Below are 15438 nucleotides of genomic sequence, written 5' to 3' on the forward strand. Positions count from 1 at the left end.
GGCCGACCTGCGGATCGACACCTACCGTTCCTCCGGCGCCGGTGGTCAGCACGTAAACACCACTGACTCGGCCGTACGTATCACCCACGTACCGACCAACACCGTGGTCAGTTGCCAGAACGAACGTTCCCAGCACGCCAACAAGGACACCGCCATGAAAATGCTGCGGGCCAAGTTGTACGAGCAGGAAATGCAGAAGCGCAACGCCGCTTCCCAGGCGCTGGAAGACACCAAGTCGGATATCGGCTGGGGTCACCAGATCCGTTCGTACGTGCTCGACGCCTCGCGGATCAAGGATCTGCGCACTAACATCGAACGCAGCGACTGCGACAAGGTACTCGACGGCGATATCGACGAATACCTGGAAGCCAGCCTGAAATCCGGCCTCTAATACCCTCTGTGGGAGCGGGCTTGCCCGCGATCCCCCGCCGAAGGCTGGGGGCAACGAACCTGATGGAATATTTAAAGACATGAGCGACCAACAACTCGACCCGCAAGCCCTGCAACAGGAAGAAAACTCCCTGATCGCCCTGCGCAAGGAAAAGCTTGCTGCCGAGCGCGCCAAGGGTAACGCCTTCCCCAACGACTTCCGTCGCGACAACTACTGCGATGCCTTGCAGAAGCAATACGCGGACAAGACCAAGGAAGAACTGGCAGAGGCTGCGATCCCGGTCAAGGTGGCAGGTCGCATCATGCTCAACCGTGGCTCGTTCATGGTGATCCAGGACATGACCGGTCGCATCCAGGTCTACGTCAACCGCAAGACCCTGTCCGAAGAAACCCTGGCCTCGGTGAAAACCTGGGACATGGGCGACATCATCGCCGCCGAAGGCACCCTGGCCCGTTCCGGCAAGGGCGACCTGTACGTCGAGATGACCAATGTACGCCTGCTGACCAAGTCCCTGCGCCCGCTGCCAGACAAGCACCACGGCCTGACCGACACCGAACAGCGCTATCGCCAGCGCTACGTTGACCTGATCGTCAACGAAGACGTGCGCCAGACCTTCCGCGTACGCTCGCAAGTCATTGCTCACATCCGCAGCTTCCTGATGCAGCGTGACTTCCTGGAAGTGGAAACCCCGATGCTGCAGACCATCCCGGGTGGTGCCGCAGCCAAGCCGTTCGAGACCCACCACAACGCGCTGGACATGGAAATGTTCCTGCGTATTGCGCCTGAGCTGTACCTCAAGCGGCTTGTTGTTGGCGGCTTTGAAAAGGTGTTCGAGATCAACCGCAACTTCCGTAACGAAGGCGTCTCGACCCGTCACAACCCTGAATTCACCATGTTGGAGTTCTACCAGGCCTACGCCGACTACGAAGACAACATGGACCTGACCGAAGAGCTGTTCCGCGAGCTGGCACAGCTGGTGCTGGGCAGCACAGACGTGCCGTACGGCGACAAGGTGTTCCACTTCGGCGAGCCATTCGTGCGCTTGTCGGTGTTCGACTCGATCCTCAAGTACAACCCCGAGCTGACCGCTGACGACCTCAACGACATCGACAAGGCCCGTGCCATTGCCAAGAAAGCCGGCGCCAAGGTGCTGGGCTTCGAAGGCCTGGGCAAGCTGCAGGTGATGATTTTCGAAGAACTGGTGGAGCACAAGCTGGAACAGCCGCACTTCATTACCCAATACCCGTTCGAAGTGTCGCCGCTGGCCCGTCGCAACGACGACGACCCGAACGTCACCGACCGTTTCGAGCTGTTCATCGGTGGCCGCGAAATCGCCAACGCCTATTCCGAGCTTAACGATGCGGAAGACCAGGCCGAGCGCTTCATGGCCCAGGTGGCCGACAAGGACGCCGGTGACGACGAAGCCATGCACTACGATGCCGACTTCGTTCGGGCCCTGGAGTACGGCATGCCGCCGACTGCCGGTGAAGGTATCGGCATTGACCGTCTGGTGATGTTGTTGACCAACTCGCCGTCGATCCGCGACGTGATCCTGTTCCCGCACATGCGGCCACAAGCGTAACCGTAGCGAAATCCGAAGCCGCCTTTTATAAGGCGGCTTTTTTATGTGGCCTGTTCAAGTGGTGCTCGTCATTGATCGTTCCCACGCTCCGCGTGGGAGTGCACTCTGTGACGCTCCGCGTCACCTCTAAAGGAAGAAGTGTGGTGAACCGCATAATGGCTCAAGAAGGTGCCGCCGGCATTGCTGCTGCCGTGGCTGAAAGTGTTCAGTACCAGGGCCGCAAGGCCAGTCGGCGGGGCAGCGAGCAGCGCCGGCAAGACATTCTCGATGCGGCCATGCGTATCGTCGTGCGCGATGGCGTGCGGGCCGTACGTCATCGGGCAGTGGCGGCAGAGGCGGGGGTGCCGCTGTCGGCCACCACCTATTACTTCAAAGACATCGACGACCTGCTCACCGACACCTTCGCCCAATACGTGGAGCGCAGCGCCGCTTTCATGGGCAAGCTGTGGGTGCGCAACGAAGGCCTGTTGCGCGAGATGGTCGCCTATGGTGACGGCAGCCCGCAGTCGCGCTCGCAACTGGCCGATGATATCGCCCGCCTGACCGCCGACTATGTGCTGCGCCAGCTGACCAACCGCCGCGAATACCTGATGGCCGAGCAGGCTTTTCGCCAGGAAGCCCTGCTCAACCCGCGCCTGGCCGAACTGGTACGCTCCCACCAACAGATCCTGTTGCAGGGCACCGGGCAGTTTTTCCAGGTATTGGGTTCCCGTGAGCCACAGCAGGATGCCAAGGTGTTGACGGCTATCATCAGTCGGATGGAATATCAGGGCCTGTTGGGCGGCGCAGAGCCTTTGACGGGTGACGAGATGCTTGAAATCCTCAAGCGTCACATGCACCTGGTATTGGCCTCGGCCTAGCCCTGTGCGCAATCTGCTTTGGGTGGGGGCAGGCAAGCCAGCTCCTACCTCTGATGGGCCTGCTGCTCAGATGTGAAGCCGTGCGCTAACTGCGCGTGGGCCAATAACGTTTAAAGAGGAAGCACCGGGTGGACGATTACCAGCAGACGATACGCACCTTGTCCGATCGCATTGTGCTGGCGCAAACACCGATCCGCGTCCTTGATGCGGTGAAATGGGACGAGAACATTCGTCAGGGATTTCTCAAGGCCAAGGGCAAGGCGATGCCTGCCGTAGACCGTGATTACTACCTGAACCGGCCGCTGTCGTTCGATTCCAGTGCGGTGAAGCTGGAGTTTCAGAACATCGAGCGCGACATCACCCGTCGCCTTGGGCAATTCAGTCCGGTGGGGCAGATCATGCGGCGCATGTGCCGTGAATACCGCATGGTGGTGCGCATGCTTGAAGCGCGCGGCACCGAGGACTTCGGTCTGATTTCCCAAGAGCTTTACGGCGCCGCCTCCGATGCGTTCCACGCCGGCGACCCGACCCTGGCCGACCTTGGCCTGATGCTCTCCGACTACCTGAACAACATCGATGGCCGGGGTGACCTCAAGGACGAAGCCAAGACCCTCACCGCCAAGGACGCGGTCAGCCTGCTGCAAACGCGCCTGAACAAGGTGTTTGGCGAAGCCGAAGAGACCATCCGCGTGTTCGAGTCCGACGGCATCGTCGCCGATGCGGCAGCGGGCGCCGACTACATCAAGATCCGCGCCGATGCGATGTTCAATGACCGCGACGTGCGCGCCCTCGAAGTGCATGAAGGGTTGGTGCATGTGGGCACCACCCTTAACGGCCAGAACCAGCCGATCTGCACGTTTCTGTCCAAGGGCCCGCCGTCGTCCACCGTCACCCAGGAAGGCCTGGCGATCCTGATGGAAATCATCACGTTTGCCTCCTACCCCAGCCGCCTGCGCAAACTCACCAACCGGACCCGCGCCATCCATATGGTGGAGGAGGGCGCCGACTTCCTGCAGGTATTCGAGTTCTTCCGCGAGCAAGGCTTTGAAATGGCCGAAAGCTATGGGAATGCCAGCCGGGTATTTCGTGGTTCGGTGCCCACCGGCCTGCCATTTACCAAGGATTTGTCCTACCTCAAGGGCTTTATCATGGTCTACAACTACATCCAGCTCGCCGTGCGCAAAGGCAAGCTGGAGCAAGTGCCGCTGCTGTTCTGCGGCAAGACCACCCTTGAAGACATGCGTACCCTGCGCCAGTTGGTCGACGAAGGCCTGGTGGTGCCGCCCAAGTACCTACCGGAGCAGTTTCGTGACATGAACGCGCTGGCGGCCTGGATGTGCTTCTCCAACTTCCTCAACCACTTGAGCCTGGACCGGATCGAGGCGGATTACTCCAATATCCTGTAACTGACGAAACCGAATCAAAAAATGTGGAAGCTGGCTTACCTGCGATAGCGCTGGGTCAGCCAGCACTCAGTCACTGATAGACCGCTATCGCAGGCAAGCCAGCTCCCACATTTGATCTTTACTGGTCTTCAGAACTTTCGCGAGGTTTCAACGGATGAGAATCCTCGGCATTTTATGCCTGCTACTCACATTGAACGGCTGCAGCTCCTTGCTGTTCTACCCCGAGCCCGGCCTACCCTTCACACCGGAAAAAGCCCACCTGCAATACCGCGACGTCACGCTCACCACCGCAGATGGCGTGAAACTGCACGCCTGGTGGCTGCCGGCAAAACCCGGTGTCCCGCTCAAGGGCACAGTCCTGCATTTGCACGGCAACGGCGGCAACCTCGCCTGGCACCTGGGGGGCAGTTGGTGGTTGCCGGAGCAGGGTTATCAAGTGCTGTTGCTGGACTATCGCGGCTATGGGCTGTCGGAAGGCAAGCCGTCGTTGCCGGCGATCTACCAGGATATCGACGCCGCCTTCGGCTGGATCGACAAGGCGCCTGAAACCCAGGGGCAACCGTTGGTTATTCTCGGCCAAAGCCTGGGCGGTGCACTGGCGGTGCATTACCTGGCAGCCCACCCGGAGCGTCAAGCCCAACTAAAAGCCTTGGTATTGGATGGCGTGCCTGCCAGTTATCGTGACGTAGGACAATTCGCCCTGAGCACTTCCTGGTTAACCTGGCCGTTGCAGGTGCCGCTGTCGTGGCTGGTGCCCGACGCCGACAGTGCGATCAATGCCATGCCCCGGTTGACCGGCGTGCCCAAGCTGCTGTTCCACAGCCTGGATGACCCGATCGTGCCGGTGGCCAATGGCATCCGCCTGTATCAAGCGGCGCCACCGCCCAGGGTGTTGCAACTGACCCGTGGCGGCCATGTGCAGACCTTTGCCGACAAAACCTGGCAGACCGTCATGCTGCGTTATCTGGACGACCCGCTGCACTTCAACGGCTTGCGCCGCCTGGGGGAAATCCCGAATTACCCTATTCCTAAAGTTGACTCATCAGAGAGCCCGCAATGAGCGAAGAACGCAACATGATCCCGCTGATCCTCACCGGCATCGGTACCATCATCGGCACCGTTGGCTGCCTGTGGTACTACGGCTATCTGCACTTCGCCAAGCCGGAAGATGCGTTGCTGCTCAGCGATTTCACCATGCTCAAGACCATACCGGGCGAAGATTACAAAGTCTCCCTGACCCCGGCCGCGCAAGTGGCGCAGTGTGTTGACGGCGTGTTGGTGATGTTTGATACCGAGCAGAAAGGCTTGAGCGGCGTGCTGGTGAACAACAAGAAGCAGGCCGTGCGTTGTATAGGTCAAGAAACGCCGAAATTGGAGCAGTAGGACAGGCAGTGCGGGGAAAGCTGGAACCATTTTGAGTGAGTTGCCACTGATTTGGGACCGAGCAGCAACGCTGATTCGGTTAACTCTTTAACTTGATTTGGAGTCACATATGTCTATAAGTGGAGTTGGTCCTTCCCAAGGTGGTTTTGGCGCTCAAGATGCAGGTCAACAATCCGGTGACGTAGGCAGCCTCAAGAAAGAGATTGAGGATCTGAAGAAGCAAATAGGTCAGATGCAATCTCAAGGTGCCGGTGGTTCAGAGGGCGGCGGCGGTTCGGGAGGCGCTGTGGATGACCTTAAAAAACTGCTGAAAGAACTCGAGGAAAAGCTTAAAGCTATGGAAGGCCAAGAGGGTAAAGGCGCTGATGGCGAAGGCAGCAAGCCTGGTGGCGAAGGTAGCGCAAAGATTTCCATTGATTTCCAGCAGTAACATGAATAACGGGAACCGTCTTGCGTCAGAAGCCACAAAAGCGTCATGACTCATAAAGATTGGGGCCGAGACAGTGGCGATTACTATTGCTGCGATACGCAATATGTTGAACATGGCGAGAGGGCATGAAGAACTGGAGCGCAAAGTTGCCCAGACGCATGAGCTTAGCCAACTGATGGACAAGCTATCGAGCGCGAAGATAGAAATGCCGCTCGAAGATACACATCGTCCAGTCGGGTTCGACGAACCCAAAAAAAACCCACCGTAAGGTGGGTTTTTTATCCAGCATCAATCAGTTAGCAACGGAAGACCGTGGCTTGACCGGCTGGTTGTCGTTGGAGATGGTCACTTCCACGCGACGGTTCATGGCGCGGCCGGAGACGCTGCCGTTATCGGCAACCGGGTATTCCTTGCCATAACCCTGGGTCACGATACGCGAGATATCCACGCCTTGTTGAGCCAGTGCACGCTGAACAGAAGCGGCACGACGCTCAGACAGGCTCTGGTTGTACGAGTCGGAACCGGTGCTGTCGGTATAGCCTTCGACGATCACTTTACGGTCTGGGTTATCGCGCAGGAACTGAGCCAGCTTGGTGATGTTCACCAGGCCGCTGGATTTCAGATCGGACTTGTTGGTGGCGAACAGCACGTCACCGAAAGTCACCAGGGTGCCGCGATCGGTTTGTTTGGCGTTCAAGCTGTTTTGCAGTTGCTTGATTTGTGCGTCACGAGCGTCCAGCAGGGCGCGGGCACGTTCGTCACCAGCGTTTTTCAGCTTGGCCTCGGATTCGCGCAGGACGATGGTGTTCTTGGCCACTTCAACGCGCTGGTTGGTCAGGTAGGCCAACTGGTCGACTTTCTTCTCGTCTTCCTTGTCGCGGTAGGCCTTGTCAGCCTTGTCCAGCCATTCGCTGGCGTCTTTGGTTTCCAGCGCCGCCAGCTTGGTGGCTTGCGGGTTGGTTTGCAGGGACGAGAAATTGGTCCGCGCATTTTCCAGGTTCGCGTTCGGCGGGGTGGAGCAGGCCGCCAAGGCAACGCTCATCGCCAGCAGGGCAGGGATCATCAATTGTTTACGCATAGTCGTGTCGTCCTTTCAATTCGATATCAGGTGCGATGCAGTCAAGGGGCTGCGGCTTACTTCTGCATGATTGCAGCTGGGCGCATGCCTTCCTTACGCAGTTCTTCAACAGCCTTCTGGGAATCCTTCACAGCCTGTTGAGCCTTGGCAGCCTGGGCCTTACGCTCAGCGACGCGGGCATCCCACTCGGCTTGTTCAGCCAATTGGCGAGCCTTGTCGTAGTTCTTGTCGTGCATGGCAATCTCAGCTTCTTTGAGCTTGTCCTGGGCCGACTTCATTTCCACCGCCGCATACTCGGTACCGCCGGCGCTGACTGCGCTGTTGACGGCCGATTGGGTTACGGCGTACTGCTCGGTTGGAGGGTTGCCGGCGCAGCCAGCCAGAACGAAGCTGGTGCCGATTGCCAGCGCGGCCAATTTGAGCCCGCGCAGGTGGTTAAACGAGGATTTGGCAGTGCTGGTGTTCATCGTCTTCAACTCCATTGGATAACTCCTGAAAAACATCAAAATCCATCGGGGCGTATCGATTTCGGGCCCGTCGGTAAAGCACATGGCGTCCGTTCAAACGACCGTTCCACAAGTGATGGCTACTGGCTGTGACCGGAGGCTTTTTTCAAAAGTTCAGCGGATATGGCGATTTGCCTAAAAAAATATCTGACTGATTGGTCAGTGTTTGAAAAATGGAACTTTCGCGGCGTGCGGCGGTACCTCCGGGCCTGTAAAAGGCCCGGAATACGTGGGTTTAATTGACGTCAATAAATGTTTATCAGTGTTTTTGTTCGTCAGTGCCGGCCGACAAATCATGTAGGTGGCGACGGGATAAAGTAAGAAAGCGTGGCGTGGGGCCGACGTCTTCATACAACGGGTCACCCTCTTCGTCGGTGGCAATTACCTGCTGGCCCTGGATGTAGGGAAAGCTGGCTTCCAGCTCTTCAAGGGCGGCACCGATCAACTCGCCGAGCAGTTCTTCGACATGGCGCTTGGGGTACATTTCGGCAATGGCCGCCAGCCGTGCAGCGGCTTCTACATCCAGATGAATGGCGTATTCAGACTTGGTCAAACGACCCTTGGCGGTTTCTTCCCAATGCTGGGCCAGTTCTCGAATTTTCATGGCTACCTCAATAAAGCCTGCGATGGCAGGCGGTGATGAGCGACCAGCCGCCTGCGCGGATGACGCGGCGACTCACCGTTGAGACTAGCTGCAAGCGCCAAGGTTTAAAGTCGTTTGCGTTCGGCCTTGTCAGAAACCGACGTCGGCGGCACTCTGAAGCACCTGCGCGTCCCGGATTTCTGGCTGGAGATTGGCTGATGAGTGATATCGATGCACGCTTGCGTGAGGATGTTCACCTGCTGGGTGAGCTGTTGGGCAACACCATTCGAGAGCAGTACGGCGAGGCTTTCCTCGAGAAGATCGAGCAGATCCGCAAAGGCGCCAAGGCCGACCGTCGCGGAGCCGTTTCAGAGAAAGCCGCTGGCGATGAGTTGAGCGCCAGCCTCAACCAGTTGCAGGAGGACGAACTGCTGCCGGTGGCCCGAGCCTTCAACCAGTTCCTCAACCTGGCCAACATTGCCGAACAATATCAATTGATTCATCGGCGCGATGAATCGCAACCCGCGCCGTTCGAATCCCGGGTTTTGCCGGAGTTGCTGGCCCGTCTGCAAAGCGAAGGTCACAGCAATGAATCCCTGGCCCGGCAGTTGGCGCGGCTGGACATCGAGCTGGTGCTCACCGCCCACCCCACCGAAGTGGCCCGCCGCACGCTGATCCAGAAATACGATGCCATTGCTGCGCAACTGGCCTTGCAGGATCACCGCGACCTCACCACCGCCGAGCGCGAGCAGATTCGCGAGCGCTTGCAACGCTTGATCGCCGAAGCCTGGCACACCGAAGAAATCCGTCGGGTGCGGCCCACCCCGGTGGACGAAGCCAAATGGGGCTTTGCGGTGATCGAGCATTCGCTGTGGCACGCCATCCCCAATTACCTGCGCAAGGCCGACCAGGCCCTGCACGCCGCCACCGGCCTGCGCCTGCCCCTGGAGGCTGCGCCGATTCGCTTTGCTTCGTGGATGGGTGGCGACCGTGACGGCAACCCGAACGTCACCGCGCCGGTCACGCGCGAAGTGCTGTTGCTGGCGCGCTGGATGGCGGCGGATTTGTATCTGCGTGACATTGATCAGCTGGCCTCCGAGCTGTCGATGCAACAGGCCAGCCCGGCGTTGCAAGCCAAAGTCGGCGACAGCGTCGAACCTTATCGTGCCTTGCTAAAGCAACTGCGTGAACGCCTGCGCGCCACGCGCCAGTGGGCCCACACCTCGTTGACCAGCACCACCCCGGCGCCGGCCGAGGTGTTGCAGAACAACCGCGACCTGCTGGACCCGCTACAACTGTGCTACCAGTCCCTGCACGAATGCGGCATGGGCGTGATCGCCGATGGCCCGCTGCTCGACTGCCTGCGCCGTGCCGTGACGTTCGGCCTGTTCCTGGTGCGCTTGGATGTGCGCCAGGACTCCAGCCGTCACTCGGCGGCCATGACCGAAATCACCGATTACCTGGGCCTGGGGCGTTATGAGGACTGGGATGAGGATGCGCGTATCAGCTTCCTCACCCAGGAACTGACCAATCGGCGGCCATTGCTGCCGGGTTACTTCAAACCCTCGGCGGACACTGCCGAGGTGCTCAATACCTGCAAGGAAATCGCCGCCGCACCAGCCGCATCATTAGGTTCGTATGTCATCTCCATGGCCGGCGCCGCGTCGGATGTGCTGGCGGTGCAACTGCTGTTGAAGGAATCCGGTGTACAGCGGCCAATGCGCGTAGTGCCATTGTTCGAGACCCTGGCCGACCTGGACAACGCCGGGCCGGTGATGGAGCGCCTGTTGCAACTACCGGGTTACCGCGCGCGCTTGCAGGGCCCGCAGGAAGTGATGATTGGCTACTCGGACTCGGCCAAGGACGCCGGCACCACGGCAGCCGCCTGGGCACAGTACCGCGCCCAGGAGCGCCTGGTGGACATCTGCCGCGAGCAACAGGTGGAGCTGTTGTTGTTCCACGGTCGCGGCGGCACTGTTGGTCGTGGCGGTGGCCCGGCGCACGCTGCCATCCTGTCGCAGCCACCGGGCTCGGTAGCGGGGCGGTTCCGCACCACTGAGCAGGGAGAGATGATTCGCTTCAAATTCGGCCTGCCGGATATCGCTGAGCAGAACCTCAATCTCTACCTGGCCGCGGTACTGGAAGCGACCCTGTTACCGCCGCCGCCTCCCGAGCCTGCCTGGCGTCATCTGATGGACGAACTGGCGGCAGACGGTGTCAGCGCATACCGTGCCGTGGTGCGGGAAAATCCGCAGTTCGTCGAGTACTTCCGCCAGTCCACGCCGGAGCAGGAGTTGGGCCGTTTGCCTTTGGGCAGTCGCCCGGCCAAGCGTCGTGCGGGCGGGATTGAGAGCTTGCGCGCCATCCCATGGATCTTTGGCTGGACCCAGACGCGCCTGATGCTGCCCGCCTGGCTCGGCTGGGAAGCGGCACTGAGCAAGGCGCTGGAGCGCGGTGAAGGTCAATTGCTGGGGCAGATGCGCGAGCAGTGGCCGTTCTTTCGCACGCGCATCGACATGCTGGAAATGGTCCTGGCCAAGGCCGATGCCGATATCGCCCGTCTTTATGATGAGCGCCTGGTGCAGCCGGACCTGCTGGCATTGGGTGCGCACTTACGCGACCTATTGTCGCAGGCGTGTGACGTGGTGCTTGGCCTGACCGGCCAGTCGCAGCTGCTGGCCCATAGCCCCGACACCCTGGAGTTCATCCGCCTGCGCAACACCTACCTCGACCCCTTGCACCTGTTGCAGGCCGAGTTGCTGGCACGTTCCCGTCAGCAGGAGGCTGCCCAAGACAGCCCTCTGGAACAGGCGCTGCTGGTGTCCGTGGCCGGTATCGCGGCCGGTTTGCGCAACACCGGCTGAGGTTTTTTGCGTGTACTCAATGGCTTGCGGATAAACCGCGACGACCGCCCGGAAACGGGCGGTCGTCGTTTGAGAGGGTGGGTTGCGCTCAGGCACACCCTGGCGCTGACGCATGTGCGGCGCGGGTTTCTCCGACTTTTGGCGGCTTGTATGGTGAGGGCCCGCTGTGTATCTTGATCAGCCTTTGGCCGTTTGATCGGCCTAGAACCACATTTTTACGAGATTGGCCCCACGCGGCGAATCCGAGCGTCATCTCTATAAAAAATTGAGGAGCACATCGATGCGCGTCATTCTGCTGGGAGCTCCCGGGGCCGGTAAAGGTACTCAGGCAAAGTTCATCACTGAAAAATTCGGCATTCCACAAATCTCCACCGGCGACATGCTGCGTGCGGCCGTCAAGGCTGGCACCGAACTGGGCCTGATCGCCAAGAGCGTGATGGACAGCGGCGGCCTGGTCTCCGATGACCTGATCATCAACCTGGTCAAGGAACGCATCAGCCAGGAAGACTGCAAGAACGGTTTCCTGTTCGACGGCTTCCCACGCACCATTCCCCAGGCTGAAGCCTTGGTGAAGGCGGGCGTGGAGTTGGACGCCGTGGTCGAAATCGCGGTTGAAGACGAAGAGATCGTCCAGCGTATCGCTGGCCGTCGTGTTCACGAAGGCTCTGGCCGCGTGTACCACATCGTCTACAACCCGCCGAAAGTGGAAGGCAAGGACGATGTCACCGGCGAAGACCTGGTGCAGCGTAAAGACGACACCGAAGAAACCGTGCGTCATCGCCTGTCGGTCTACCATTCCCAGACCAAGCCCCTGGTGGACTTCTACCAGAAGCTGTCCGCAGCCCAAGGCAAGCCGAAATACAGCCACATCCCTGGTGTGGGCTCGGTAGAGGCCATCACCGCCAAGGTGCTGCAAGCACTGAGCTGATCCCTTGATCAGCGGCACAGACAACGGCCCGCTTGCGGGTCGTTGTTGTTTATACTGGCGCACTTTTTTCCGACTTGGACACCCACACCGATGAGTACCCTGCTGGCCCTGGACACCGCGACTGAAGCTTGCTCCGTTGCCTTGCTGCACGATGGCAAGGTCACGAGCCACTACGAGGTGATCCCGCGCCTGCACGCGCAGAAATTGTTGCCGATGATCAAGCAATTGCTTGAAGACGCCGGGACCACCCTAGCGGCGGTGGATGCCATCGCGTTCGGCCGTGGCCCCGGTGCATTCACTGGCGTGCGCATCGCCATCGGCGTGGTGCAGGGCCTGGCCTTTGCGCTGGAGCGCCCGGTGTTGCCGGTGTCCAACCTGGCGGTACTGGCCCAGCGCGCGTTGCGTGAGCACGGGGCGTCGCAAGTGGCAGCGGCAATTGATGCGCGCATGGATGAGGTTTACTGGGGTTGCTACCGTGAGACCGCAGGCGAAATGCGCCTGGTCGGTGCGGAAGCGGTGCTGGCCCCCGAAGCGGCGCAGTTGCCCGCTGACGCCAGCGGCGATTGGTTCGGTGCCGGCACGGGCTGGGGTTATGGCGAACGCATCAAGGTGACCTGTGCCGAGCAGGACGCAGCGATGTTGCCACACGCCGAAGACCTGCTGGCGTTGGCACGTTTCGCATTCGAGCGCGGCGAGGCGATTGCGGCGGACCAGGCAGCACCGGTGTACCTGCGCGATAAAGTCGCGCAGACCAAGGCCGAACGCGGGATTATTTGACGCCAAAAATGTGGGTGTTACGCGGCAAATTTCGCCAATCGTCAGAATTTGCCTGGGTTTTTAAACCTTTTACAAATTATGTGTTCTAGTTATCACCAGAGCATTTGCGCGCCATGGAAAGTGCCGCTAAATTGCCATCATTGATACCGAGTCTGCATGTATGCGTATAGACGGTTTTTCCTCACAGTCGTACCCCCTCAAGCGTAAGCCGCGCAAGGCGAGCGTGACGGTAGACGAGTCCGTCGAGGATTCACCGGACTTCATCGAAGTACACACCGATACGCCTTCCAAAGCTCAAGGCGCCTCGAGCGCACGCATAAGCGGCGTTCCTGCCCGTCAGCAAGACATGGTCTTTCCCCGTTCCATGAGCAAAAGCGTTGCCACCGCCTTGGCCAGCTACCTGACCACCGCCGGCTTTGTCGAATGGGATATGGAAGTGCTGGGTCTCGATATCCATATCTGATGCGTTTGCCTTATTACATCGGCTGCCCGTCCTGGAGTGAAAACGCCTGGCGCGAGTACCTGTATCCCGTTGAGGCACGTTCCAGCGATTACCTCGGGCTCTATTCCCAGGTCTTCAACGCCGTTGAGGGCAATACCACTTTTTATGCTCGCCCCTCGGCCGCCACTGTGCAGCGCTGGGCCGAAATCATGCCTGATGATTTTCGCTTCACCGCCAAATTTCCCGGCGATATCAGCCATGCTGGCGATTTGCGTGAACAGTTGCCGGCGGCAGAAAGTTTTGTCGGCTTGATGAGCCCTTTGGGTGAGCGCGTTTCACCGCTGTGGCTGCAGCTCTCGAAGAGCTTTACGCCGCCACGCCTGGCGGAGCTGGCTGGATTTCTCGATGGCATTGATCGGCCGCTGGCCGTGGAGGTGCGTCATGAACAGTTCTTCGCCAAGGGTGATGCTGAGCGCATGCTCAACCGCCTGTTGCGCGATCGCGGTGTCGAGCGCATCTGCCTCGATCCACGTGCCCTGTTCAGTTGTACCTCTACCTCCGAAGCGGTGCTGCATGCCCAGTCCAAAAAGCCCCGGGTGCCACCGCGCCCAGCGGCCCTGACGCAGTTTCCCCAGGTGCGCTTTATCGGGCATCCGGACCTTGAGGCCAATGACCCGTTCCTGATTCCCTGGGTGGAAAAGATCGCCAGTTGGATCGAAGAGGGCCGCACGCCCTATATGTTCCTGCACACCTCGGACAATCGTCTCGCGGCACAACTGGCGCTGCGCTTCCACGCCAAGCTGATGGTGCGCCTGCCAGGGCTACCGCCGCTGCCTGCCTTGCATCGAGAACCCGTGGCGGAGCAGCTCGGACTACTTTGAGGGTTGAGCCGTGGGTATGGTCAAGACATTGAGTGTGTTGCTGGTGCTGGTGGGCGCCTTTGCGCTGGCTGTCTGGCGGGGTTGGGTGCCGCCTGAATGGAACCCCTGGGCGCCCTTGGATGTGCGAGCGAGCCCCAACCTGTTGACGCGCTACAAGCTCAGTCGTTTGCAGGATGATCCAGCGCTGTGTGACCAGGTGTTGAACACCTCTGGTCTGCGCGTGAGCCGCCAGGCCGATACATCGGCGGATGCGGCATGCCCCTTGCGTAATATTCTGCGTGTGCAGGGCGCTGACGTGGCCTTGAGCAGCAGCTTTCTCGCCAGTTGCCCGCTGGCGGTGGCGTTCGCCTTGTTCGAGCGCCACAGCCTGCAGCCGGCGGCTCAAGCGGTATTTGGCCAGGCGGTGAGCCGCGTCGAGCATTTGGGCAGTTTTGCCTGCCGTAACATCTACAATCGCGCCGACGGGAGGCTCAGCCAGCATGCCTCGGCCAATGCCCTGGATATCGCCGGTTTTCGCCTGGCCGATGGGCGCAGCATCAGCGTGCTCAAGGATTGGCCAGGTCAGGGCGACAGCGCGCGTTTCCTGCGTTTGGTACGCGATGGCGCCTGTGATGATTTCAACGTGGTGTTGAGCCCGGACTACAACGCCGCCCATCGCAACCATTTCCATCTGGACATGGGGCGTTGGTGGGTGTGTCGCTAGGGTTCAGGCGGCCAGGCGCAGGTTGTGGGTCACCAGCGGGCGTGCCCAGTAGTAATCGAAATCCAGGGCCTTTTGCTGCGCCAGCAGTTCTTCTTCGGGGTACGGCGTGGCGGCCGGTGGCAGCAGGTCCAGCTCGAATTCGGCAATTGGCAGGTGCAGGGGGCGTGGTTGTGGCGCCGGGCCTGGCTCGGGTAGCGGTTGGCCGGCGTTCAGCACGATGGGGCGCACCCACTCGCTCTCAAACGCTTGCTGGCGTTGCTGGGCGACTATTTCTTCTTCCGGGAACGGCGTCGCGGCCGGTGGCAGCAGCTCGGTTTCGAACTCGGCAATTGGCAGGAAGAGCGGTTCCGGCGGGGCGATCTCGGTGTCTTTCACATCGCACTCACGCTGGGTGAGGATCTGCGCCAGCAGGTCGGCGCCTTCGCGGGGTTCAACCGCCGGGTCTGCCGGGGCAGACGTCTTGGCGGCGAGCGCGTCCGGCGTTTCACCGAGCTGCTCGGCCAACGCGCGGGCAAAGAAGTCCTGCCACACATGACTCACCCCGGCCAGCGCTTGGGTATTGCGCAGGCCGTAATGGTTGTGGGTCGGCAGTACACCGATGGAAAGGGGAAGAATGTCTGACAT

At 60.1% G+C, this 15438-nt stretch carries 17 protein-coding genes; 13 read left to right on the forward strand and 4 right to left on the reverse strand.

Annotated features, from left to right (window positions below; all coding sequences use genetic code 11):
• From APH41_RS05105 to APH41_RS05135, 7 genes are all read left to right on the forward strand, one after another.
• Positions 1-391: peptide chain release factor-like protein (locus APH41_RS05105; protein ID WP_305728893.1), on the forward strand; the 391-nt coding region annotated here is incomplete at its 5' end.
• Between the two features lie 79 nt (positions 392-470).
• Positions 471-1973, forward strand: coding sequence for a lysine--tRNA ligase (gene lysS, locus APH41_RS05110; RefSeq protein ID WP_054917821.1), 1503 nt, complete (start codon positions 471-473; stop codon positions 1971-1973).
• Positions 1974-2116: 143 nt separating this feature from the next.
• The gene (locus tag APH41_RS05115; protein ID WP_106117928.1) at positions 2117-2833 is read left to right on the forward strand and encodes a TetR/AcrR family transcriptional regulator; all 717 of its coding nucleotides are present in this window, start codon (positions 2117-2119) and stop codon (positions 2831-2833) included.
• Positions 2834-2961: 128 nt separating this feature from the next.
• Positions 2962-4239: a flavohemoglobin expression-modulating QEGLA motif protein gene (locus APH41_RS05120; RefSeq protein WP_014717201.1), complete on the forward strand. Its 1278-nt coding sequence runs from the start codon at positions 2962-2964 to the stop codon at positions 4237-4239.
• A gap of 154 nt (positions 4240-4393) precedes the next feature.
• Positions 4394-5299: an alpha/beta hydrolase gene (locus APH41_RS05125; RefSeq protein WP_054917823.1), complete on the forward strand. Its 906-nt coding sequence runs from the start codon at positions 4394-4396 to the stop codon at positions 5297-5299.
• The gene (locus tag APH41_RS05130; RefSeq protein WP_054917825.1) at positions 5296-5622 is read left to right on the forward strand and encodes a hypothetical protein; all 327 of its coding nucleotides are present in this window, start codon (positions 5296-5298) and stop codon (positions 5620-5622) included. The genes APH41_RS05125 and APH41_RS05130 overlap by 4 nt, the downstream gene beginning before the upstream one ends.
• A 109-nt stretch (positions 5623-5731) precedes the next feature.
• A complete protein-coding gene (locus tag APH41_RS05135; protein WP_054897116.1) occupies positions 5732-6052 on the forward strand; it encodes a hypothetical protein in 321 nt (106 codons plus the stop codon).
• 292 nt (positions 6053-6344) lie between these two features.
• Here APH41_RS05135 and APH41_RS05145 read toward each other — a convergent pair whose 3' ends face one another.
• From APH41_RS05145 to APH41_RS05155, 3 genes are all read right to left on the reverse strand, one after another.
• Positions 6345-7130 (reverse strand): OmpA family protein, encoded by a 786-nt coding sequence (locus APH41_RS05145; RefSeq protein ID WP_054917827.1) that lies wholly within the window; start codon positions 7128-7130, stop codon positions 6345-6347.
• Positions 7131-7186: 56 nt separating this feature from the next.
• Complete coding sequence (locus tag APH41_RS05150) at positions 7187-7612, reverse strand: DUF4398 domain-containing protein (protein ID WP_034126517.1); 426 nt, start codon at positions 7610-7612, stop codon at positions 7187-7189.
• Positions 7613-7895: 283 nt separating this feature from the next.
• Positions 7896-8240 carry a hypothetical protein gene (locus APH41_RS05155; RefSeq protein WP_054917830.1) on the reverse strand — a complete coding sequence of 115 codons (345 nt, stop codon included), beginning with the start codon at positions 8238-8240 and terminating at the stop codon, positions 7896-7898.
• Positions 8241-8437: 197 nt separating this feature from the next.
• Here APH41_RS05155 and ppc point away from each other — a divergent pair, with 197 nt between their 5' ends.
• The 6 genes from ppc to APH41_RS05185 all read left to right on the forward strand — a co-directional run bounded on the left by ppc (position 8438) and on the right by APH41_RS05185 (position 14814).
• Positions 8438-11083 (forward strand): phosphoenolpyruvate carboxylase, encoded by a 2646-nt coding sequence (ppc, locus tag APH41_RS05160; RefSeq protein ID WP_034126519.1) that lies wholly within the window; start codon positions 8438-8440, stop codon positions 11081-11083.
• Positions 11084-11363: 280 nt separating this feature from the next.
• Positions 11364-12011 (forward strand): adenylate kinase, encoded by a 648-nt coding sequence (gene adk, locus APH41_RS05165; protein WP_003189104.1) that lies wholly within the window; start codon positions 11364-11366, stop codon positions 12009-12011.
• A gap of 90 nt (positions 12012-12101) precedes the next feature.
• Positions 12102-12788 (forward strand): tRNA (adenosine(37)-N6)-threonylcarbamoyltransferase complex dimerization subunit type 1 TsaB, encoded by a 687-nt coding sequence (tsaB, locus tag APH41_RS05170; RefSeq protein ID WP_034126520.1) that lies wholly within the window; start codon positions 12102-12104, stop codon positions 12786-12788.
• Between the two features lie 160 nt (positions 12789-12948).
• Entirely contained in the window at positions 12949-13251 is a 303-nt protein-coding gene (locus APH41_RS05175) for a hypothetical protein (protein ID WP_034126521.1), read from the forward strand.
• A complete protein-coding gene (locus APH41_RS05180) occupies positions 13251-14111 on the forward strand; it encodes a DUF72 domain-containing protein (protein WP_038449171.1) in 861 nt (286 codons plus the stop codon). The genes APH41_RS05175 and APH41_RS05180 overlap by 1 nt, the downstream gene beginning before the upstream one ends.
• 16 nt (positions 14112-14127) lie before the next feature.
• Positions 14128-14814: an extensin family protein gene (locus APH41_RS05185; RefSeq protein ID WP_054917832.1), complete on the forward strand. Its 687-nt coding sequence runs from the start codon at positions 14128-14130 to the stop codon at positions 14812-14814.
• A gap of 3 nt (positions 14815-14817) precedes the next feature.
• Here APH41_RS05185 and APH41_RS05190 read toward each other — a convergent pair whose 3' ends face one another.
• Positions 14818-15438: a hypothetical protein gene (locus APH41_RS05190; RefSeq protein ID WP_054917835.1), complete on the reverse strand. Its 621-nt coding sequence runs from the start codon at positions 15436-15438 to the stop codon at positions 14818-14820.

It is taken from the genome of Pseudomonas sp. NBRC 111138, from assembly GCF_001320835.1.
GTDB classification, from domain to species: Bacteria; Pseudomonadota; Gammaproteobacteria; order Pseudomonadales; family Pseudomonadaceae; genus Aquipseudomonas; species Aquipseudomonas paracarnis.